This is a genomic window from Variovorax sp. P5_A3 (assembly GCF_056400665.1).
The window spans coordinates 283,934-305,765 of the sequence record NZ_JBFUKW010000008.1 but is presented as its reverse complement, the minus strand read 5'-3'; the positions used below and the strand labels follow the sequence as shown (position 1 = coordinate 305,765).

21 protein-coding genes are annotated in these 21,832 nt (G+C 66.5%); 15 read left to right on the top strand and 6 right to left on the bottom strand.

From position 1 onward, the window contains the following. Positions 1-7: 7 nt before the first annotated feature. The 3 genes from AC1D3B_RS15075 to AC1D3B_RS15065 all read left to right on the top strand — a co-directional run bounded on the left by AC1D3B_RS15075 (position 8) and on the right by AC1D3B_RS15065 (position 3,516). The gene (locus AC1D3B_RS15075; RefSeq protein ID WP_478191471.1) at positions 8-1,207 is read left to right on the top strand and encodes a threonine ammonia-lyase; all 1,200 of its coding nucleotides are present in this window, start codon (positions 8-10) and stop codon (positions 1,205-1,207) included. 91 nt (positions 1,208-1,298) lie between these two features. Continuing rightward, entirely contained in the window at positions 1,299-1,451 is a 153-nt protein-coding gene (locus AC1D3B_RS15070) for a hypothetical protein (protein ID WP_478191470.1), read from the top strand. A gap of 217 nt (positions 1,452-1,668) precedes the next feature. Beyond that, positions 1,669-3,516 (top strand): phosphoenolpyruvate carboxykinase (GTP), encoded by a 1,848-nt coding sequence (locus tag AC1D3B_RS15065; protein ID WP_478191469.1) that lies wholly within the window; start codon positions 1,669-1,671, stop codon positions 3,514-3,516. Positions 3,517-3,678: 162 nt separating this feature from the next. Here the strand turns inward: AC1D3B_RS15065 and AC1D3B_RS15060 are convergent, their stop codons facing one another. Continuing rightward, positions 3,679-4,227: a hypothetical protein gene (locus AC1D3B_RS15060; protein WP_478191468.1), complete on the bottom strand. Its 549-nt coding sequence runs from the start codon at positions 4,225-4,227 to the stop codon at positions 3,679-3,681. Positions 4,228-4,335: 108 nt separating this feature from the next. Here AC1D3B_RS15060 and AC1D3B_RS15055 point away from each other — a divergent pair, with 108 nt between their 5' ends. Next, positions 4,336-5,319 (top strand): LysR family transcriptional regulator, encoded by a 984-nt coding sequence (locus AC1D3B_RS15055; RefSeq protein ID WP_478191467.1) that lies wholly within the window; start codon positions 4,336-4,338, stop codon positions 5,317-5,319. Between the two features lie 15 nt (positions 5,320-5,334). Here AC1D3B_RS15055 and AC1D3B_RS15050 read toward each other — a convergent pair whose 3' ends face one another. Continuing rightward, complete coding sequence (locus AC1D3B_RS15050) at positions 5,335-5,508, bottom strand: hypothetical protein (protein ID WP_478191466.1); 174 nt, start codon at positions 5,506-5,508, stop codon at positions 5,335-5,337. A gap of 121 nt (positions 5,509-5,629) precedes the next feature. Here AC1D3B_RS15050 and AC1D3B_RS15045 point away from each other — a divergent pair, with 121 nt between their 5' ends. Beyond that, the gene (locus AC1D3B_RS15045; RefSeq protein ID WP_478191465.1) at positions 5,630-6,436 is read left to right on the top strand and encodes a metallophosphoesterase; all 807 of its coding nucleotides are present in this window, start codon (positions 5,630-5,632) and stop codon (positions 6,434-6,436) included. A 15-nt stretch (positions 6,437-6,451) separates the two neighbouring features. Here AC1D3B_RS15045 and AC1D3B_RS15040 read toward each other — a convergent pair whose 3' ends face one another. Beyond that, positions 6,452-9,496 carry an FAD-binding and (Fe-S)-binding domain-containing protein gene (locus AC1D3B_RS15040; protein WP_478191464.1) on the bottom strand — a complete coding sequence of 1,015 codons (3,045 nt, stop codon included), beginning with the start codon at positions 9,494-9,496 and terminating at the stop codon, positions 6,452-6,454. Between the two features lie 7 nt (positions 9,497-9,503). Next, the gene (locus tag AC1D3B_RS15035; RefSeq protein WP_478191463.1) at positions 9,504-10,199 is read right to left on the bottom strand and encodes a GntR family transcriptional regulator; all 696 of its coding nucleotides are present in this window, start codon (positions 10,197-10,199) and stop codon (positions 9,504-9,506) included. A gap of 124 nt (positions 10,200-10,323) precedes the next feature. Here AC1D3B_RS15035 and AC1D3B_RS15030 point away from each other — a divergent pair, with 124 nt between their 5' ends. From AC1D3B_RS15030 to AC1D3B_RS15020, 3 genes are read left to right on the top strand one after another with little or no spacing between them, the layout of a single operon-like run. Beyond that, a complete protein-coding gene (locus tag AC1D3B_RS15030) occupies positions 10,324-11,565 on the top strand; it encodes a pyridoxal-phosphate-dependent aminotransferase family protein (protein WP_478191462.1) in 1,242 nt (413 codons plus the stop codon). A gap of 36 nt (positions 11,566-11,601) precedes the next feature. Beyond that, complete coding sequence (locus tag AC1D3B_RS15025; RefSeq protein WP_478191461.1) at positions 11,602-12,579, top strand: Bug family tripartite tricarboxylate transporter substrate binding protein; 978 nt, start codon at positions 11,602-11,604, stop codon at positions 12,577-12,579. Next, positions 12,576-13,331, top strand: a complete 756-nt coding sequence (locus tag AC1D3B_RS15020; RefSeq protein WP_478191460.1) for a fumarylacetoacetate hydrolase family protein — start codon at positions 12,576-12,578, stop codon at positions 13,329-13,331. Before AC1D3B_RS15025 ends, AC1D3B_RS15020 begins: the two co-directional genes overlap by 4 nt. Positions 13,332-13,375: 44 nt before the next feature. Here AC1D3B_RS15020 and AC1D3B_RS15015 read toward each other — a convergent pair whose 3' ends face one another. After that, a complete protein-coding gene (locus tag AC1D3B_RS15015) occupies positions 13,376-14,923 on the bottom strand; it encodes an alkaline phosphatase D family protein (RefSeq protein WP_478191459.1) in 1,548 nt (515 codons plus the stop codon). Positions 14,924-15,001: 78 nt separating this feature from the next. Here AC1D3B_RS15015 and AC1D3B_RS15010 point away from each other — a divergent pair, with 78 nt between their 5' ends. From AC1D3B_RS15010 to AC1D3B_RS14985, 6 genes are all read left to right on the top strand, one after another. After that, complete coding sequence (locus AC1D3B_RS15010) at positions 15,002-16,231, top strand: nucleoside recognition domain-containing protein (protein WP_478191601.1); 1,230 nt, start codon at positions 15,002-15,004, stop codon at positions 16,229-16,231. Between the two features lie 212 nt (positions 16,232-16,443). After that, positions 16,444-16,887, top strand: a complete 444-nt coding sequence (locus tag AC1D3B_RS15005) for a flavin reductase family protein (protein WP_478191600.1) — start codon at positions 16,444-16,446, stop codon at positions 16,885-16,887. Between the two features lie 8 nt (positions 16,888-16,895). Then, positions 16,896-17,417: a BON domain-containing protein gene (locus AC1D3B_RS15000; protein WP_478191458.1), complete on the top strand. Its 522-nt coding sequence runs from the start codon at positions 16,896-16,898 to the stop codon at positions 17,415-17,417. Between the two features lie 34 nt (positions 17,418-17,451). Then, entirely contained in the window at positions 17,452-18,354 is a 903-nt protein-coding gene (locus tag AC1D3B_RS14995; RefSeq protein WP_478191457.1) for a DMT family transporter, read from the top strand. Continuing rightward, positions 18,351-19,265, top strand: coding sequence for a glutaminase (locus tag AC1D3B_RS14990; protein ID WP_478191456.1), 915 nt, complete (start codon positions 18,351-18,353; stop codon positions 19,263-19,265). The genes AC1D3B_RS14995 and AC1D3B_RS14990 overlap by 4 nt, the downstream gene beginning before the upstream one ends. 20 nt (positions 19,266-19,285) lie before the next feature. Then, positions 19,286-19,768 carry a hypothetical protein gene (locus AC1D3B_RS14985; RefSeq protein ID WP_478191455.1) on the top strand — a complete coding sequence of 161 codons (483 nt, stop codon included), beginning with the start codon at positions 19,286-19,288 and terminating at the stop codon, positions 19,766-19,768. On the opposite strand, the gene AC1D3B_RS14980 is transcribed toward AC1D3B_RS14985, so the two are convergent. After that, on the bottom strand, positions 19,769-20,800 hold the full coding sequence (locus tag AC1D3B_RS14980; RefSeq protein WP_478191454.1) for a LacI family DNA-binding transcriptional regulator: 1,032 nt from the start codon (positions 20,798-20,800) through the stop codon (positions 19,769-19,771). It abuts the gene before it with no gap. Between the two features lie 134 nt (positions 20,801-20,934). Between AC1D3B_RS14980 and AC1D3B_RS14975 the strand changes: the two genes are divergently transcribed. Further along, positions 20,935-21,804, top strand: a complete 870-nt coding sequence (locus AC1D3B_RS14975) for a dioxygenase family protein (protein ID WP_478191453.1) — start codon at positions 20,935-20,937, stop codon at positions 21,802-21,804. Positions 21,805-21,832: the final 28 nt, after the last annotated feature.

Sequence of the window (21,832 nt, the reverse complement as noted above, 5' to 3'; positions counted from 1 at the left end):
TCCGGGGATGGTGGGAATCGAAGACATTGAACGCGCCGCGAGTCGCCTGCAAGGCCAGATACTCGACACGCCCTGCGTCGAATCACGCACGCTGTCCGAAATCGTCGGGGCGCAGGTGTTCCTCAAGTTCGAGAATCTGCAGTTCACGGCGTCGTTCAAGGAGCGCGGCGCCTGTAACAAGCTGGTCGATCTCTCGGAAGGCGGGACGCGTGGCGTGATTGCCATGTCAGCGGGCAATCACGCCCAGGGCGTGGCGTACCACGCGCAGCGCCTCGGGCTGCGCGCACTGATCGTCATGCCGCGCTTCACGCCCGGCGTGAAGATCGAGCGGACCCGTGGTTTCGGTGCCGAAGTCGTGCTGCACGGCGACACGCTCGACGCCGCGCGCGCCCACGCCCTGGCGCTGGCGGAGCGCGAAGGCCTGACTTTCGTCCACCCCTACGACGACGAAGCGATCATTGCCGGACAGGGAACGGTGGCGCTCGAAATGCTGGACGTGCAGCCCGAGCTCGACGCGCTGGTGGTGTCGGTCGGCGGCGGGGGCCTCATCAGCGGGATGGCCATCGCCGCGCGTGCGCGCAGGCCGGGCATCGAGATCGTCGGCGTCCAGACCACGCGTTTTCCAGCGATGGTGAACGCCGTCCAGGGCACACATCACCCACAGGGCGCCAGCACGATCGCCGAGGGCATCGCCGTGGGCACCCCGGGCGTCCTGACGCGAGAAATCATCGCTAGCCAGGTCGACGACCTGCTGCTGGTCGACGAGGGCGACATCGAGCAGGCGGTCCTGATGCTGCTGGAAATCGAGAAGACACTGGTCGAAGGCGCCGGCGCCGCCGGGCTCGCCGCACTGATCCGGCATCCGGAGCGTTTCCGGGGCAAGCGCGTGGGCCTGGTGCTGTCGGGCGGAAACATCGATCCGCTGCTGCTGGCGGCCATCATCGAGCGGGGGATGGTACGGGCCGGGCGGCTGGCGCGCGTGCGGGTCAGCGCCCGCGACGTCCCGGGTTCGCTGGCCCACATCACGGCCACGGTAGCGGAAGCAGGCGCCAACATCGACGAAGTGCACCACCAGCGCGCGTTCACAATGCTGGCGGCCCAGAACGTCGACATCGAACTGGTGCTGCAGACGCGCGGCCGCGAGCACCTGTCGGCCGTGCTGGACGCCCTCCGCGGGGCGGGTTTCGAGGCCGTCGAGCAGCGTTGAGGTGGATCAGGAGGTCTGGGCAACCCCCTACACCGGGGTGCCGGGACCCGTCGGTAAAATGGCTTCAGTCTTGAGAACGCAAGGAACACCAATGTCCAACCCCACCCCTGTCGAGCCTGGCCAGGCCGCCGCCGTCGAAAAAGACGCGGTCGAGTCGATCGTCCACCTGATGCCCCTCGTGCTGCCTTTGGCTGGCGGGGTGCTGATGCTTCTCCTGGCATCAATCGCCATCTACGTGGCCTGAACCTGGGCCGCGGCGTCGGGCACTCCGTGCCCTCGCTGTCGCTCGAAGCGCCCAGGCCTGTGCGGGCCGGCACTGCCGCCGGCCCCCGATTTCCGGTCCGTGCAGGCTGCCATCCAGGCGGCTCTCCCGAGACAGAAGCGTTTTTTCCAACGGATCTCGCCAAACCCAGGCACCGAGTCCCGTTCGAAAAGACGATTTTCAACTTAGGAGATAGACGATGAACGCACCGCTGAAGGGTCTTGCCATGCAGGCACCCTCCTACGTCAAGAACGCGAAGCTGATCGCCTGGGTGGCCGACATGGCCGCGCTGTGCAAGCCCGAAAAGGTCTACTGGTGCGACGGCAGTACCGAGGAATACGACCGCCTGTGCCAACTGATGGTCGACGCCGGCACCTTCAAGAAGCTCAATCCGGCCAAGCGGCCCAACTCCTTCCTCGCGACCTCCGATCCGAGCGACGTCGCACGTGTCGAGGACCGCACTTTCATCTGCTCCGCCAACAAGGAGGACGCCGGCCCCACCAACAACTGGATGGCCCCGGCGGAGATGCGCGCCACGCTGCAGCCGCTGTTCGATGGCTGCATGAAGGGTCGCACGATGTATGTCGTGCCCTTCAGCATGGGTCCGCTGGGCTCGCCGATCGCGCACATCGGCATCGAGCTGTCCGACAGCCCCTATGTCGTGGTCAACATGAAGATCATGACCCGCATGGGCAAGGCGGTGTACGACGTGCTCGGCGACGATGGCGACTTCGTGCCCTGCGTGCATACCGTGGGTGCGCCACTCGAAGCCGGCAAGAAGGACGTGGCCTGGCCCTGCAACAAGACGAAGTACATCGTCCACTACCCCGAGACGCGCGAGATCTGGAGCTACGGCTCGGGGTACGGCGGCAATGCGTTGCTCGGCAAGAAGTGCTTCGCGCTGCGCATCGCATCGAACATGGGCCGCGACGAGGGCTGGCTTGCCGAACACATGCTGATCCTCGGCGTGACCAATCCCCAAGGCAAGAAGTACCACGTGGCGGCCGCCTTCCCGAGCGCCTGCGGCAAGACCAACTTCGCGATGCTGATCCCGCCGGCCGGCTTCGACGGCTGGAAGGTGACGACCATCGGCGACGACATCGCCTGGATCAAGCCTGGTGCAGACGGCAAGCTGCACGCCATCAACCCCGAGGCCGGCTACTTCGGCGTCGCGCCCGGCACCAACATGCAGACCAATCCGAACTGCATGGCCAGTCTCGACCGCGACGTGATCTTCACCAATGTTGCGCTGACCGATGACGGCGACGTCTGGTGGGAAGGCATGAGCGAGGCCCCGGCGCATGCGATCGACTGGCAGGGCAAGGACTGGACGCCCGCTATCGCCAAGGAAACCGGCGCCAAGGCGGCACACCCGAATGCGCGCTTCACCGTCGCCGCCATCAACAACCCGGCCCTCGATGACGCCTGGGACGACCCGAAGGGTGTCGCGATCGACGCCTTCATCTTCGGCGGCCGGCGCTCGACCACGGTGCCGCTCGTGACCGAGGCCCGCGACTGGGTCGAGGGCGTCTACATGGCCGCCACGATGGGCTCCGAAACGACCGCTGCCGCCGCTGGCCAGCAAGGCGTGGTGCGGCGCGACCCGTTCGCGATGCTGCCTTTCGCCGGCTACAACATGAGCGACTACTTCCAGCACTGGCTGGACCTGGGCAAGAAGCTCGAGGCCTCGGGCGCGCGCCTGCCGAAGATCTACACGACCAACTGGTTCCGCAAGGGCGACGACGGCAAGTTCGTCTGGCCAGGCTATGGCGAGAACATGCGCGTGCTGAAGTGGATGATCGACCGCATCGAGCAGAAGGCCGACGGCAGCGAGCACGTGTTCGGCGTCAGCCCCCGTTACGAGGACTTGAACTGGACGGGCCTGGATTTCAGCGCCGAGCAGTTCAAGACCGTCACCAGCATCGACAAGGCGGCCTGGCTGGCCGAACTGAAACTGCACGCGGAACTGTTCCAGCAACTCGCGCACCACCTGCCGAAGGAGTTGCCGGCCACCAAAGCGGCGATCGAGCAGCGCTTGATGGCTTGAGCTCGCCCCCAGGCTGCGCGCACTTCGTGTCGCTTCGCCTACCCCCTGACCGGGGGCAACACCAGCGGCCCGGCTGAGCCGGTTCCGCGGTGTTTCACCAACGAAAAAGCCCCGCGATGCGGGGCTTTTTGCTTTTTAGCCTGCCGGAGCGGGCGGGTGGGTTCAGTAGTACTGGCCGAGATTTACGCGGCGCATCGCTTCGTGGAGCGTCGGGGCGCGGACATTGTCGGCGCGCTTGGCGACGCGTTCCAGGGCTTGCGTCTTGAGGTCGACGGACGCCACGACGTCCTCGGCGGCTTCCTGGCGGGTGGCGATGGCTTGCAGGTCGCGCAGGATGCGAGGGTCATGCTTGGCGTAGGCCATGAATTCCTCGTCGGCCCGTGCTGCGGCGCGGCGGCAAGCGGCGCCACGGGCGGAGCCGACGACGCGGGCTGCCAGGGAGCGTGCGGTGCCGGCAAAGAGCGCGATGGCCACGAAAGCCACGCCCCAGAGCACGACCCAGGCCACCAACAAGCCACCCTCTTCCGAGGTGGCCATCAACCTGTCGGCGACGACGAGAAGGGAAGCGACGATCGCGGCCAAAAGGAAGGCTGCCAGGCCACGCGCGCCGTCAAAGCCGCGGCGCGCGCTGCGGATGCGCTGGATCACTGCCTCGGCGCGAACGACGCCGGGGTGGGTTGCGGGGGTATCAACGTGTACGAAGCTGGTCATGATGCGTTCCTCCTAAAGAACGAAGGGCCGAAGCCGATGGGAGGATATTAGGGGATACCCTAGTGTTCTGCCACTTTATCTTCTTGATGTTTATCATTCACGATATCAATGGACGTCAACTTTCGAACGCTCGACCTCAACCTGCTTCGCGTCTTCGACGAGGTGATGGCCGAGCGCAACCTGACGCGCGCCGCGCGGAATCTCTCCCTCACGCAGCCGGCCGTCAGCAATGCGCTGCGGCGCTTGCGTGAAGTCCTGGGTGACGAACTGGTGCACCGCGCGGGTGCCGGTGTCGAGCCGACACCGCGCGCGCTGGCGCTGTGGCCGACCGTTCGGGATGCGCTGAGGCAGTTGCAACACACGCTGGCGCCCGGCGAATTCGACGCGGGCACCTCGGACACGAACTTCCTGCTCGCCATGGCGGATGCCACCGCGGCCGAACTCATGCCGGGATTGGTGGAGATCATCGAACGGGAAGCCCGGGCCGTCTCCTTGCGCGTGCTGCCGCTGACCACGCGGGATCCTCGGCGCATGCTGGAAAACGAGGAAGTCGACATGGCGATCGGGTACTTTCCGGCGGTGATCGCGAGCCTCGCAGCCCGTGGACAGTCGGGCGTCGGCGTGGCTTTCGAGACGCAGAGGCTGTATGTCGGGGAGTACGTCTGCGTGATGCGCCGAAACCATCCGCTGGCGGCGCAGCCACTGACGCTCGACAACTACTGTGGGGCGCGCCACTTGCTGGTGAGCTTTTCGGGCCGCCCCTATGGATTCATCGACCAGACGCTGGGTGCGATGGGGCGCGAGCGGCGAATCGTGGTCACTGTGAACCAGTTCTTCACGGCCGGCCGGGTGGTGGCCAACTCCGACCTGCTGACCGTCCTGCCGCGGCATTTTGTGCGCGTGACCGGCATCGACGAACAATTGGTTCTGCGCGAACTGCCCTTCGACCAGCCCATGGTGCACGTGGATGCCGTATGGCACCGGCGCGCACAGCATGGCCGCGCGCACGAATGGCTGCGTCAGGCGCTGTTGCGATCGGCTTCCGCTGCCTTCGCGCTGGCGCCCGAGGAGCTGGCGACGCCGGAACGGTGAACGAGAAGCACAGGGTCAGCGAACGACGCTCAGCCACGCGCTCGCGGCGACGCGCAGTTCCTGGGCCTGGTGGGCATCCACGCCGGCCCGGCGGCCGGCGCTTTCCATCAGCACGGCGGCGTGGCTGGACGGGCTGGCTTCACGAACGGGACGAAGAAAACGGGCCACTTGGGCGATCAAGCTGAACATGATGTTGCGCGGCCTTGGCGCGCGCCTGTATTGAAGATGAACCTAGATTAAGGGTTTTCCCCAATATCCCAAGGCGAACATCATGCGCAAACCGCATAACCCCATCACCTAGACTGCATCCATGAAGCTCCAGCTGCTCTCGGACCTCCACATCGAAGTCCATCCGCATCTTCAGATCGCGCCGGCCCCGGGCGCCGACCTGCTGGTACTCGCCGGCGATATCGGCTCGTACCAGACCGGCTCCAGCCTGACCGAGCCCGATTTCGGCCTGGCGCGCTTTTCCCCTCGGCGCGGCTGGCCGACCCCTGTGCTGTACATCCCGGGCAACCACGAATACGACAACGCGGATTTCGACGAGATCCACACCCGGCTGCGCGAAACATGCGACGCGCTCGACATCGGCTGGCTCGAACGCGAGACCCGTGTCATCGATGGCGTGCGCTTCATCGGCACCACGCTCTGGGCCGACTTCGACGCGCTGGTCGAACGGACCGACAGCCTGTCGGAGGCGCTCAAGAAGCGTGGCAAGGCGATGCGCGCTGCCAACTTCTATTTGCACAAGGCGGCCACCCTTCGCGCTGGACAGATCTTCCTGGCGGAAGAGATGAGAGAGCACTCACTGACGTGCCAGGCCTGGCTACGCAACGCACTCGCCCAAGAGTTCGACGGTACCACGGTGGCGATCACCCATTTCGCCCCGACCCTCGCGAGCGCCGATCCGCGCTACGGTTTGAGTCCCGGCACCGCAGGCTTCTGCAATTCCCTCGACGAACTGCTGCCCCAGGCCGACCTCTGGCTGCACGGGCACCTGCATTGCCAGTTCGACTACGTGAAGGACGGTTGTCGCGTCGTCGCGAATCCGCTGGGCTACGTGGGCAAGGGCGAACAGGAAAACTTCCGGCCCGACCTGCTCATCGACGTCTCGTAGAGCCCGCCGAACGTATCAGGCGAGCTGCGCGTCGAGCAGCCGCGCCACATGGACGGCTTCGCGCTGCGCGCCGTCGGCAATCTGGTGGCGGCAGCTCGTGCCGTCGGCCACCACGATCGCGTCAGGGTTCTTGCGCACGGCGGGCAGCAGGCTGGCTTCGGCCATCTGCATCGAAACCTCGTAATGCGAGGCCTCGTAGCCAAAGCTGCCCGCCATCCCGCAGCATGAACTCTCGATCAATTCCGGCTTGGCGCCCGGAATCAGCTTGAGCACGTCGAGGATTGGGCTCACGGCGCCGAAGGCCTTCTGGTGGCAGTGGCCGTGCAGCAGGATCGGCTTGTCGACCGGCTTGAGCGCCAACTGGAAGCAGCCAGCCTTCATTTCGCGCGCGATGAATTCCTCGAAGAGCAACGCGTGACCGGCGACCGTCCGCGCCTTGGCCCCCAGCCCCATGACCAGCGTTTCGTCACGCAATGTGAGCAGGCACGACGGTTCGAGGCCGACGATCGCGATGCCGGCATCGGCCAGCGGCAGCAGCGCGTCGATCAGCGCGCCCGCCTTGGCCTTGGCTTCGTCCACCATGCCGTTGGCCAGGTAGGTGCGACCGCAGCAATGATGGCCACCGTCCTTTTGCACCGTGTGCAGTACATAGCCTGCGGCCTTGAGCACGCGCGCGGCAGCCAGGGCGTTCTCGCTCTCGAAGGTGCCGTTGAAAGTGTCGACGAAGAGCACCGCCACCTTCTGCCCTTCCCGCGCGGCGGCGATTGCCTGTTCGCGGCTCGCGAACATCGATGCATCGTTCGCGCGCCAGAAGGTGTCGCTGCGCCACGCGGGCAGCGAGCGTTTCGCGGAAAGCCCCAGCACCTTTTCGCCAAGCCAGCGTGCGCCGGGCACCGTATTGCGCAGGTTCAGCAGCCAGGGCATGCGGCTCGCCGCATGGGCATAGTCCGGCAGCCGGGCGATCAGCTTGTCCTTGAGCGTGTGCCCGTGCTTCTTCTTGTAGTGGGCGAGGAACTCGATCTTCATCTTCGCCATGTCGACGCCCGTCGGGCAGTCGCGCTTGCAGCCCTTGCAGCCGACGCACAGGTCCATCGTGTCGTGCATCGCTTCGCTGGTGAAGGCGTCGGGCCCGAGCTGGCCCGAGACCGCGAGGCGCAGCGTGTTGGCGCGGCCGCGCGTCAGGTGCTGCTCGTCGCGCGTCACGCGGTAGCTCGGGCACATCGTGCCGGCGTCGAACTTGCGGCAGTGGCCGTTGTTGTTGCACATCTCGACGGCCTTGGCGAAGCCGCCCGTGACGTCGCCGCCGGTGCCCGGGGCCGTGGTCACTTCCGTCACGGGGTCGGCCTGCACATTCCATGCGGACCAGTCGAGCACTGGCGTGAGCGGGATGCGCTTATACGGCTTCGGTGCGGTCGCCGGCGCAAAGCGGAACAGGGCGCCGTCGTCCATCTTCGGCGGATCGATGATCTTGCCGGGATTGAAGAGATTGATCGGGTCGAGCTTCTGCTTGATCGAGCGGAACGCTTCGTTGATGGCCGGACCGAACTGCCACTCGATCCATTCACCGCGGCACAGCCCATCGCCGTGCTCGCCGCTGAAGGCGCCCTTGTACTTGCGCACCAGCGCGCTCGCTTCTTCCGCGATGGCGCGCATCTTGGAAGCGCCGTCCGTGCGCATGTCCAGGATGGGCCGCACGTGCAACGTCCCCACCGAGGCGTGCGCGTACCAGGTGCCACGGCTGCCGTACCTGGCGAACACCTCGGTCAGACCGTCGGTGTATTCGGCCAGATGCTCCAGCGGCACCGCGCAGTCCTCGATGAAGCTCACCGGCTTGCCGTCGCCCTTGAGGCTCATCATGATGTTGAGCCCCGCCTTGCGGACTTCCCAGAGGTTCTTCTGCGGCGCGTCGTCGCGCATCTCGACCACGCTGCCCGGCAGGCCGAGTTCGCCCATCAGGTCCACCAGATCCTTCAGCTTCGGCAGCAACGATGCCTTGTCGCTGCCCGAGAACTCGACCAGCAGGATGGCCGCGGGCTTGCCGATCAGCGCGGTCTCGACGGTGGGCCTGAAGGCGGGGTTCGCAAGGCTCAGCTCGATCATCGTGCGGTCGACCAGCTCGACCGCCGTGGGCCCGAGCTTCACGATGTGCTGCGCCGAATCCATCGCCGCGTGGAAGGTCGGGAAATTGACGATGCCCAGCACCTTCGAGCGCGGCAGTTCGGCAAGCTTGAGCGTCAGGCTGCGCGTGTAGGCCAGAGTGCCTTCGGCGCCGATCAGCAGGTGCGCGAGGTTGACGCTGCCGTCCTTGGTGTAGGGCTTCTCGCTCTGGTTGTCGAAGATGTCGAGGTTGTAGCCCGCGACCCGGCGCAGAACCTTGGGCCAGTTCGCGTGGATCTGGCTGCGGTGCTGGAGCACCAGTTGCCGGACATGCAGCGCGATGTCGCTCGCCCGTGCGCCCAGGTTCGAGACCGGGCCGAACTCCACCAGCTCTCCATCGGACAACCACGCGCTGGCCCCCGCGACGTTGTGCACCATGTTGCCGTAGGCGATGGAGCGCGAGCCGCAGGAGTTGTTGCCCGCCATGCCGCCCAGCGTGGCCTGTGCGCTGGTGGACACGTCGACCGGATACCAGAGCCCGTGCGGCTTGAGCTGCGCATTCAGGTGATCGAGCACGATGCCCGGCTCCACAATGACGGTGCGGCGATCGACGTCGAGGTCCAGCACGCGCCGGAAGTGCTTGCTGTTGTCGATCACCAGGGCCGCGCCTGTCGTCTGGCCGCACTGGCTGGTCCCGCCGCCGCGCGCCAGCACCGGCACCTTGAGGTCGCGCGCCACGTCGATGGCCGTCGCGATGTCGCGCTCGGTCTTGGGCACCAGCACGCCGACCGGCATGATCTGGTAGATGGACGCATCGGTCGCATAGCGGCCGCGCGATGCGTCGTCGAACAGCACCTCGCCTTGCGTCTCCGCCGCCAGGCGTCTGGCCAGCGCCTCGCAGGTTTCGTTGGGAGGCAGGACGGTACCGGCTGGCTGGAGATGGCTCGCGGGCTCGATGCGCATGGGGTGTTCAGCTCTTGGCCGCGTTGGACCGTGGATAGATTTCGCCTGCGCGCAGGAGCTCCAGCACGGTGTCGCGCTTGCGGTTCAGGTGCTCGATCAGTACCTGGCGCATCGCGGCGGGATCGCGCGCGCTCAGCGCCTCGATCATTCGTTCGTGTTCGGCGACTGCATCCGCCCACTTGGTCTCGTTCTGGTTGGTGCGAAAGCGCAGCGACTGCACGCGGGCGTTGGTGGAGCGGTAGGTGCTCGCCAGCACCGGATTCTTGGCCGCCTCATTGATCGCCGCGTGGATGCGCGCATTGATGCGGTAGTAGCCGGACAAGTCGCGCCGTGAAAAGCAGGCCATCATTTCGTAGTGCAGCGCACGAAGCTCGGCCAGTTCTGCGTCGGTGATGCGTTGCGCCGCCAGCTCGCCGGACATCGCCTCGAGCATCGACAGCAGCTCGAAGGTGTTGACCACGTCGGCCTCGGTCAGCTTGACCGCCACCGCGCCGCGATTGGGCAGCAGGTCGACCAGTCCTTCCGCCGCCAGCAGCTTGATGGCTTCGCGCAGCGGCGTGCGCGAGACGCGCAACTGCTCGCACAGCTCGCGCTCGTTGAGCTTGGCCCCGGGCGCGATATGGCCTTCGATGAGCATGGTCCGCAGCCGCGATGCCACCTGGTCATGCAGCGCGAGCCGCGAGATCTCGATCACTTCCGCCATGGTTCAAATTCCTTCAGCTGCATTTTGAATGCAAATTTCGACCGCCTCAATCCCTTGGCGTAGTGGATAACCAGCATGCATTTTTGTGTTTTGAATGCAAAACTGCCCGCGAAAGGACGGCCACATGCTTCAACTCGACTCCCACCCCACCGGCAGGCACTTCCTGCAGATCCCAGGTCCGAGCCCGGTGCCCGACCGCATCCTGCGCGCGATGAGCCTGCCCACCATCGACCATCGCGGTCCGGAATTCGGCGCCCTGGGCCGACAGGTACTGGCGGGCATCCGCCAGATCTTCAAGACGCAGCATCCCGTCATCATTTACCCGGCCTCGGGCACCGGCGCGTGGGAAGCCGCGCTGTCGAACACGCTGAGCCCGGGCGACCACGTGCTGATGTTCGAGACCGGCCATTTCGCGTCGCTGTGGCAGAAGATGGCGACGCGGCTGGGCATCTCGACCGAATTCCTCGCCTACGGTGGCACGGACGAACACCTTCCGAACGCGGCGGGCTGGCGCCGCGGCGTGCAGGCCGACCTGATCGAGGCGCGCCTGCGCAAGGACACGGAGAAGAAGATCAAGGCCGTGTGCGTGGTGCACAACGAGACCTCGACCGGCGTCACTTCCGACATCGCCTCGGTGCGCCGCGCCATCGATGCGGCGGGCCACCCGGCGCTGCTGATGGTCGACAGCATCTCGGGCCTCGCGAGCGCCGACTTCCGTCATGACGAATGGGGCGTGGACGTCACCATCAGCGGTTCGCAGAAGGGCCTGATGCTGCCGCCGGGCATCAGCTTCAACGCCATCTCGCCGCGTGCGCTCGAAGCCATGAAGAGCGCGAAACTGCCGCGCTCGTTTTGGGCCTGGGACGAGATCGTCGAGATGAACAAGGACGGCTACTGGCCCTACACGCCCAACACCAACCTGCTCTACGGCCTCTCGGAGGCGCTGGACATGATCCTCGGCGAAGGCCTGGACAACGTCTTCGCGCGCCACCAGCGCTGGGCTGCCGGCGTGCGCGCCGCGGTGAATGCATGGGGCCTGCCGATCCAGTGCGCCGATCCGGCCGTCTACTCGCCGGTGCTCACCGGCGTGATCACGCCGGAGGGCGTCGACGCGGATGCGGTGCGCCGCCTCATCCATCAGCGCTTCGACCTGTCGCTCGGCACCGGGCTGGGCAAGCTCAAGGGACGCATGTTCCGCATGGGCCACCTCGGCGACAGCAATGACCTGACGCTCGTCGCCATGGTCGCGGGTGTCGAGATGGGGCTGAAGCTCTCCGGCGTGAAGCTTGCCGGCAGCGGCGTGCAGGCCACGATGGATTACTTCGCCGGGCATGCGGCGCAGGCCGCCCTGCAGAAGGCCGCCTGAGCGCCGACAACGCATTCAAGACACAACGGAGACACCATGCAACGTCGATCCTTCATCCAGGCCGCGGGCGCGGCGGCGGCCACCCTCGCGGCGCCCAGCGTGTTCGCGGAGGACTGGCCTTCGGGCCCCGTGCGCATCGTGGTCGGCTTTCCGCCGGGCGGCGGCACCGACGCGCTGGCCCGCGTGGTCGCGCAGAAGCTGTCCGTGATGTGGAACCAGACGGTCATCGTCGAGAACAAGGGCGGCGTCGCCGGCGTGCTGGCAGCCGAGTACGTGGCGACCCAGCCCGCCGACGGCAGCACGCTGCTGATGGCGCACATCAACAGCCATGCCCTCGCGCCCAGCCTCCAGCCCAAGCTGCGCTACAACGTCGAGCGCGACTTCGTGCCCATCGTGCTGGTCGGCGTGACACCCAATCTGCTGATCGCGAGCCCCACGCAGAAAGCCGTCACCGTGAAGGACATCGTCGCGCTGTGCGGCGCGGAACCGGGCAAGGTCAGCTTCGGCTCGGCCGGATCCGGTTCGGCACAGCACCTGGCGCTGGAGATGTTCAAGCTGCAGGCCAAGGTCGATGCAATGCATGTGCCCTACAAGGGCAGCGGACCGCTGCTCGCCGACCTGATGGGCAGCCAGATCCAGTACAGCTTCGAGACGATGACCGCCGCGACGCCGCACGTGAAGAGCGGCAAGGTCATCGGCGTGGCGCAGACTCGGCTCAAGCGCGCCAAGGGCCATCCGGGTATTCCGACGATGCAGGAGCAAGGCTTCGACGGGTTCGAGGCCACCACCTGGTACGGGCTCGCCGGCCCCGGCAAGCTGCCGGCCGGCATCGCCGACAAGATCAATCGCGACGTCAACACGGTGCTGGCGATGCCCGATGTGCAGGAACGGCTCGACACCTACGGCGCAGAGGACGGCGGCGGTTCGCGCGACAAGTTCGCCAAGTTCATCTCGAGCGAGATCGACAAATGGGCCCGCGTCGTCAAGGACGGCAAGGTGAAGGTCGACGCATGACCGGCCTGGCTGCAGCACTGGCATCGGCATGGCGCGAAGGCCGCGCAATGGATGCGGCGGCATGGAAGGACAGCGTGGGCGATGCCGAGCAGGCCTACGGTGTGCAGGACCGCGTGGCGGGAGCGATGGGTTGGTTTGAAACGAAGGAGCCCGGTCACTGGAAGTCCGGCGGACCTTCGCGCGAGGCCGTGCTGACGCACGCGCCGCTGCCGCCACCCGGCGTGCGCAGCAGCCCCGCCAACTACAGCGACATGCATTTCAATGCGCCCGGCATCGAGTCCGAGATCGCGCTGCGGCTCGGCGAAGCCGTGACGCCGGAGCGCGCCGCTTCGCTCACTCCGGAGACGGCGGCGGCGTTGATCGATGCCATGACGGTCTCGATCGAGATCGTGGATTCGCGCTGGAAGGACCCGGCAAAGGCCACCGCCCTGCTTCGCCTCGCGGACCAGCAATCGCACGGCGCGCTGGTGCTGGGCGAATGGGTGCCCTATGCCGCGCGCGACTGGATGACGGAACGCTGCGAGACACGCATCGCCGACCGGGCACTCGATGTGCGGACCGGCACCCATTCGCTGCGTGATCCCGCCTGGCTGCTGCCGATCTGGCTTCGCCACGTGACGAGGGACGGCGCCACCATGCCGGCCGGAACGGTGGTCACCACGGGCTCATGGGTGGGCGTGCTGCCGGTCAGCAAGGGCGACACGGTCGTCGTCGAGTTTCCGGGCATCGGGCGGGCCGAAGCCCGCCTCTGATCAGACGATGCGGACCGAGAGGTTCGGCGCACGCAGCAAATGCTTCACGCCGACTGAACGCCCGCGCGACCCGCCTCGACCGCGAAGCGGGCTTGCGAAAAGAACGAGGCATCGGCCAACACGGGGTGAGCGGTCGCCCGGAACTCGCACTCCAATGCTTGCGGCGTGACCTCGATGAACGCATGGCCGCGCTGGTCGCCCCGCGCATGGGCCACGTCGGGGTTGTCCCGCCGCATGCGCGCCATGGCAGCCATGCTGGCGCCTTTCGAAGTCACGGAGCCGCCCACGAATTCGCTCGCGACGATCGGTGAGGTGGGGTCGTTCGGCACGACGCGAAGGTCCGCCGCAACGTGCCGGTGCACATCGCCACCAAACGCCACCAGGTTGCCAACGCCCGTCTTGTGGGCGCCCTCGATCAGACGCCGGCGCGCCTCGGGATAGCCGTCCCACCCATCGGTCCAGACCTTGCGCCCCTCGGGCGTTTCGAAGCCGGACGCACTGATCTGCGAGGACTGGCCGAGCAGCTTCCATCGCGCCGTCGAAGCTGCGAGACCCTGCCCCAGCCAGCGTTCCTGTTCGGCGCCGAGCATCGTGCGGGTGCGATCCGCCAGTTCGGCGCAGCCGACGAGCGACCGGCCCGCATCCCGCTCCGCATCGGGACAGGCGTGACGGCTCCGATATTGCCGGCAGTCGAGCGTCCAGAGTTCGGCCAGGCGCCCCCAGGCGCAGCGATCATAGATGCGCATCGCGCTGCCCTGCGGCGGCACTCGCAGCGGCATGTGCTCGAAGTAGGCCTGGTAGGCCGCGGCGCGGCGACGCAGGAATCGCTCGGGATCGTCGCGCGCCGGTTCACGGTCGCCGGCATAGTCGTTGACGACTTCGTGATCGTCCCAGGTCAGGATCCATGGATGCGCCGCATGCGCGGCCTGCAAGTCGGCGTCGCCCTTGTAGAGGGCGTGGCGCTCGCGATAGGCGTTCAGCGTGTACGGCGTGCGCGTGCCGTGCTTGCGGATTTCATAGTTGGGGCTGCTGCCTTCGTAGATGTAGTCGCCGACGAACAGCACGAAGTCCAGGTCGCGACCGGCGATTTCTCCGTGCGACTTGAAGTAGCCCTGCTCGTAGTGCTGGCAGGAGGCCAGTGCGAATCGCAGTCGCCGCACATCCGCGTCGACCGCCGGCGCGGTGCGCGCACGGCCGACAGGGCTCACCGCGTTGCCGGACGTGAAGCGATACCAGTAGTCGCGTTGCGGCTGGAGGCCCCGCGCGTCGACGTGCACGCTGAAAGCCCGCGATGCGTCGGTCACCACTTCGCCTCGGGCGACAGGTCGGCGCAAGGCCGCGTCGGAACAGATCTCGTAACGCACGGTGCACGTCGTCTTCGCCATGCGAGCCCTCTCTTCGTCGTCGGCCGGCGCAAGGCGGGTCCACAGCACGATGCTGTCCGGTCGCGGCTGGCCGCTCGCGACGCCGAGCGTGAACGGGTTCGATGCCCATCGCGGCGCCGGCTGCGTTTGTGCGCGCAACGGTGCGGCCCAGTTGCCCAGCGCCAGCCACAGCGCCGCGCGGTTCAGTTCCCTTCGGGTGAAATTCATGGCGGCGAATGTAGCCTGCGAGCGGGGACGCGCGACGCTCACCCTATGATCGGCGCGCATTCGCAGCAAGGGATTCGCGTGCTCAACGGTCTGTGGCTTGGCTTCTTTCTAACGGCAGCGGTGGCTGCGCTCGGGCGCTGGCTCATCGGCGGCGACGCCACCGTGTTCGCCACCGTGGTCGAGAGCCTGTTCGCGATGGCCAGGCTCTCCGTCGAAGTGATGGTGCTGCTCTTCGGCACGCTCACGCTGTGGCTCGGCTTCCTGCGCATTGCCGAAGCGGCGGGCATTGTCGATCGATTGGCGCGACTGCTCGGTCCATTGTTTCGCCGGCTGATGCCCGAGGTGCCCGTGGGCCATCCGGCGCTCGGCCTCATCACGCTGAATTTCGCGGCGAACGCGCTGGGTCTGGACAACGCGGCGACGCCGATCGGCCTGAAGGCGATGCGCGAACTGCAGACGCTGAATCCGAACCCGACGACAGCCAGCAACGCGCAGATCCTGTTCCTGGTGCTCAACGCGTCATCGCTGACGCTGCTGCCGGTCACGATCTTCATGTACCGCGCGCAGTTGGGCGCCGCCGATCCGACGATGGTGTTCTTGCCGATCCTGCTGGCGACCAGCGCGTCGACACTGGTAGGCCTGCTGTCGGTCGCCTTCATGCAGCGGCTGAAGCTGTGGGACCCGGTCGTGCTCGCGTATCTCCTGCCCGGCGCGCTGCTGCTCGGCGGCTTCATGGCGCTGCTGGCCACGTTGTCGGCGGCGGCGCTGGCATCGCTCTCTTCGCTGCTCGGCAACCTCACGCTGTTCGGCCTGATCGTGGCCTTCCTGCTGGTGGGCGCGATACGGCGCGTGAAGGTCTACGAGTGCTTCGTCGAAGGTGCGAAAGAAGGCTTCGACGTCGCGAAGAACCTGCTGCCCTACCTCGTTGCCATGCTCTGTGCCGTGGGCGTGTTGCGCGCCTCGGGCGCGCTCGATCTCGCACTCGAAGGCATCCGCTGGCTGGTGTCGCTGACCGGCTGGGATACGCGCTTCGTCGATGCATTGCCGACCGCGCTGGTCAAGCCTTTTTCTGGCAGCGCAGCACGCGCGATGCTGATCGAGACCATGAAGACCCATGGCGTCGACAGCTTTCCGGCGCTGGTGGCCGCAGTCATCCAGGGCAGCACCGAGACCACTTTCTATGTGCTGGCCGTGTACTTCGGTGCGGTCGGCATCCAGCGGGCACGGCACGCGGTAGGCTGCGCGCTGCTCGCCGAGCTGGCGGGCGTGTTGGCCGCGATCGCAGTCGGTTACTGGTTCTTCGGCTAGATCGGGAGTCCAGGAATACCGCGGACCCGGCTCCGCAGGGCCGCAGGTATTGCCCCCGGTCGGGGGTGGGCGGCCACACGAAGTGGGCAAGCCTGGGGGCGAGCTTGATATCAGCCAGAATAGACCCTCACTTTCGCCGCTTCCCCGTGACCGCACCCGCCCAGGCGCAACCGCCTTCCTTCTCGACTGACGAGTTCCGCGCAGCCCTCGGCATGTTCGCGACCGGCGTGACGATCGTCACCGCGCGCTCCGGCAACGGTGCACTGGTCGGCCTCACGGCCAATTCATTCAACTCCGTCTCGCTCGATCCGCCGCTGGTGCTGTGGAGCCTTGCGCGCAGTGCGGCATCGATGGCCGCGCTCAGCACCGGGTCGCACTACGCGATCAACATCCTCGCGGCCAGCCAGAAGAACCTGGCAGAGCGTTTTGCGACGAAGGACGTCGATCGCTGGGCCGATGTCGCCTACACCGAAGGCGTCGGCGGCGCGCCGGTGCTGGTGGGCTCGGCCGCGAGCTTCGAATGCTTCAATCGCAGTCGTTATGACGAAGGCGACCACGTGATCTTCGTCGGGGAAGTGGAACGTTGCTCGCACAGTCCCGGCGCCTCGCCATTGCTTTTTCACGGCGGACGCTTCTATACCGAGCATCCGCTTTGAAGAGTCCGGTGAGTTGTCGCCGGATGTTCGCGCGCGCGCCATCTCTGGCTGTGCTGCTGGTCGCGGGCGCGAGCGTCGCCCTGACGGCCCACGGCGCCGAAGGCGATGCCCGGACCAACTTCTTCGACGATCCCTTCTTCCAGGTTTCATCGGGCCTGAAGACATGCCCGGTGCCGCTCGGTCCGCTCTACACGGCATCGGAGGCGCGCTCGCAGATGCACAGCCGGCTCGAACGAGGCACGAGCTGCTGGCTCGCCGGCCGCTGCAAGGACAGCAACGCCTACCGCTACGACAAGGCGATCGCACCCGAAGTGCGCAAGACGCTTGAAGCCGTGCCGGGTGTACGACGCAGCAGCGTGTGGGTGACGGTGCAGCGGCGCTGGATCTACCTGCAAGGCTGCGTGCCAACGCGTGAGCTGGCGCGGCGGCTCGAACAAGCGGCGAAGGCGATGCCCGACGTCGAGACCGTGGTGCCGGACCTCACGATCGGCACGCACGACAAGCCGCCCTATCCACTGGCCGCTCCCTGACTCTCCCCGCTTCAAATCCAGAACAAGACAAAGAATGATCGATCGCAAGGAACACCTCGACAGCCGCGCCACCACCCTCTTGATCGCTTGTTGTGCCTTCTGGGGGCTGCAGCAGATCCTCATCAAGACAACCGTCACCGAAGTGCCGCCGCTGTGGCAGGCGTCGATCCGCATGACGGGCGCGGTCGTGTTGTTGTGGCTGTGGTGCAGGTGGCGTGGGGTGCCGCTCTTCGAGCGCGACGGCACACTGCCTGGCGGGCTGCTGGCGGGAGCGCTCTTCGCAGGCGAATTCGTCTGCATCTACATCGGGCTGCAGCACACCTCGGCCTCGCGACTCACGGTGTTTCTCTACACCGCGCCCTTCGTGGTCGCGTTGCTCCTGCCGCGCATCGTGCCGTCGGAACGGCTGCACGGCCTGCAGTGGGTCGGGCTGGCAATCGCCTTCGCGGGCGTGGTGCTGGCCTTCAGCGAAAGCTTCGGGCACAGCACGTCGAGCCAGTTGCACGGCGATGCGCTCGCACTGGCTGGGGGCGTGCTGTGGGGGCTCACGACGATGGCGATCCGCACCACGAAGCTCGCCACGGCGAGCGCCGAGAAGACGCTCTTCTATCAAATCGCAGTCACCGCGGCGGTGTCGCCGGTGCTCTCGCTTCTGCTCGGCGAGCGCTGGGGCTTTTCCTATTCGACCTACGCGTGGTTCTCGATCGCGCTGCAGACCGCCATCGGCGCCTTCGCGAGCTACCTGGCCTGGATGTGGTTGCTGCGGCACTACCCGGCCACGCGCATTTCGTCGTTCACCTTTCTCACGCCGCTGTTTGCGCTGGTGTTCGGCGTGGTGCTACTGTCCGAGTCGCTGACGCTGCAACTCGTGCTGGCGCTGACCGGTGTGGCGCTCGGCATCGTGCTGGTGAACCGGCGGCCGGCCTTGAGGTCATGAACTTTCAACCCATCCTCGACGAGATCAATGCCGAAATGCGCGCCCAACTGGGCGCCGGCGGCGCGGTCGCGTGCTACATCCCGGCGCTGGCGCGCGTTCCGGTCGAACAATTCGGCATCGCGCTGCGGACGCGCGAGGGCGTGGAAGCCTCCGCGGGCGACGCGGCGACGCCTTTCTCGATCCAGAGCATCTCCAAGCTCTTCACGCTCACACTCGCCATGCGCTGCATGGGGGATGCGCTGTGGGAGCGGATCAACCGCGAGCCCTCGGGCAACCCGTTCAACTCGCTCGTGCAGTTGGAGAACGAGCAGGGCAAGCCGCGCAACCCCTTCATCAATGCGGGTGCGATCGCGGTGGCCGACCGGCTCGTGAGCCGGGGCCATGCCAAGCCCGACCTTCTCGCCTTCATGAGCAGCCTGTGCGGCGAGCCGATCGGCTTCGACGACGAGGTTGCCGCGTCCGAAGCCGCGACCGGCTTCCGCAACGTGGCGCTGGCCAACTTCATGAAGAGCTTCGGCAAGATCGACAACACCGTCGCCGAAGTGCTCGACATGTACTTCCACCAGTGCGCCATCCGTATGAGCTGCGTGCAACTCGCAAGGGCGGCCACCTTCCTGTGCCGCGACGGCGCCCATCCCTTCGACGGCGACCCCGAGATCACGACCGAGCGACACACGCACCGCATCAACGCGCTGATGCTGACTTGCGGCACCTACGACGCCGCTGGCGACGTCGCCTTCTCTGTCGGACTGCCCTGCAAGAGCGGGGTGGGCGGCGGCATCGTTGCCGTGGTGCCGGACCAGCTCGCGCTGTGCGTCTGGTCGCCGGCGCTCGATGCGACGGGCAACTCGCTGCTCGGCATGAAGGCCCTCGAACTCTTCGTCGCGCGCACCGGCCTTTCCATTTTCTGAACCGCGCGAACGCGCCCACCATGACAGACATTGCAGACACTGCCGCCCCGATACAGGAAGCCACCCTCTGGAGCGACGAACTCTGGACCGCGAGGGTCATCAAGAACGAGGACGACGACGGCTGGGCCGTCTCGATGACGCGCCACGGTGATCCCGAGCCCGCGCTGGTCGGCCCCTGGACCATGGGTCGCGACAAGAAGAACCCCAAGCCGCTGGACGCCCCGGCGTTTCACACGCTGGTGAAGACTGCGTCCGAAGTGCTGCGCCGGCACGAGCAGCAATTGCACGCGCGACTCAACAAGAGCGTGAACGTAGGCATAGGCTCGGAGCGCATTCGCGTGTCCCTGCAGATCGTGCCCGACGAAGACAATCCGCATGCGGTGCTCCGGGCGCACGATGAATCCGGCGATGCGGTCGGCGAGGCGCGCGTGCGGCCGGACTTCAGGCTGAGCGCCGCGAGCGCCGAGGCATGGATCGAAGGCGGTTTTCAGAAGCCGCGCTGATCAGGCGCCGCCCGCGAGGTCGCGTGTCGATTCGCGAACGATGAGCTCCGGCCGCAGCACCACCGTCGAGGCTGACAGCGCCTTGCCTTCGATTTCGTCGAAGAGCATCTCCGCCGCACGCCAGCCCAGTTCGCGGTGCGGCAGGCGGATCGTCGTGAGCGGCGGATTCACCATGTCGACCAGCGGCATGTCGTTGTGGCCGGTGATCGAGATGTCCCTCGGCACGCGGATGCCTTGCTCGCGAAGCGCGTCGTACGCGCCCAGCGCCACGAGATCGTTGCAGCACACCACGGCGTCGGGCATCGATGGAGCGGAGAGCAACTGCTTCATCGCCACGCGGCCCGCTTCGCGGCTGTAGCTTTCGCACTCGACGACGCAGGCCATTTCGAGGCCGCGATCGCGCAGAGCCTGTTCCACGCCTTGGCGACGGCCCACGCCCGTCGGAATGTTCTGGGGCCCGGCGAGGTGGCCGATCCGGCGATGCCCCGTCGACACGAGGTGGTCGACGGCGAGCTTCATCGCGAGGCGGTCATCACTCACGACGGCGGGCAGGCGCCCCGTCTCGTCGGCGCGGTTCACGAGCACGGCATGCATGCCGGCCTTGGCGATGTAGTCGACGAGCGGATCGTCGCGCGTGGCCGTCGCCATGACGAGGCCATCGACGCGCTGCGCCAGCATGCGCTCGACGATCGGGCGGGCCAGCGCGTGGTCGACCACGTTGGTCACGAAGACGAAATAGCCGCGCGCCGCAGCACTCGCCTCGATGCCTTGCAGGATGGGCGGAAAGACCGGGTTGGTGATGTCCGGCACGAGCACGCCGATGGTGTGCGTACGCCCAGTGCGCAACGCCGACGCCGCGCGGTTGGGCCGGTAGCCGAGCTTCAGCGCCGCCTCTTCGACCACGCGCAGCACCTCCACGCTGATGAGCCCGCGCTTGGCGGGATTGAGCGCGCGCGACACCGTCGACACATGCACGCCCGCGGCCTGCGCGACGTCGCGGATCGTGACGGTGGAAGTTGCCGAAGGGTTCATGAGTGCAAACGATTGAACGGGCGAGTTCGCTTCTTTTAACCCGATTTCCAGAATGGGCAATGGGATACCTGGATTTTACGTTCCGGTCGAACTGGAGTTTAATTTGCAAACGTTTGCATAAACCACCAAGCCCCATGAACATCGTCACCACCCCCGACTCCGTGCTGCAGATGGCGCTCCACGCCATGGAGCGCACCCCCGACCCGCGCCTTCGGACCGTGATCGCCGCGCTGACCCGCCATCTCCATGCCTTCGTTCAGGAAGTGAAGCTGACCGAGGACGAGTTCGAGCACGCGCTCGGCTTCCTGGTCGCGATCGGCCAGGCCAGCGGCGAGACCAAGAACGAGGTCGTGCTGGCAGCCGACCTGCTCGGCGTCTCGACGCTGGTCGCGTTGCTCAACAACCAGGACCCGCAAGGCGAATCGCCCGCTGCCCTGCTGGGCCCCTTCTGGCGCGCGAACGCGCCCATTTGCGACTCGGGCGAGGACATCGCGCGCTCCGAGACGCCGGGCGGCGTTCCGTTGGAGGTATCGGGCACCGTGCGCACCGCCGACGGCAAGGCCGTGGGCGGCGCCACCGTCGACGTCTGGCAGGCCTCCCCCGTCGGCCTCTACGAGAACCAGGATGCGGAGCAGGATGAGATGAACCTGCGTGGCCGTTTCAAGACGGACTCGGAGGGACGCTTCCACTTTCGCAGCGTGCGGCCGGCCGGGTACCCGGTGCCGACCGACGGGCCCTGCGGCGAACTGCTGCGCGCGCAACTGCGGCATCCGAATCGCCCGGCGCACCTGCATTTCATGGTCAGCAAACCGGGCCACAAGGTGCTGATCACCCAGGTGTTCGCGGACGACGACGAGAACCTCGAAAGCGATCCGGTGTTCGGCGTGACGCGCAAGCTGATCGGTCGCTACGAGCTTCAACAGGACGGCCTGAAAGCAACCCTCCAGCACGACTTCGTGCTCGAACCGGGCGAGATGAAGTTCCCTCGCCCGCCGATACCTTGAACACCCCCACTGAACCTTGAACACCCCC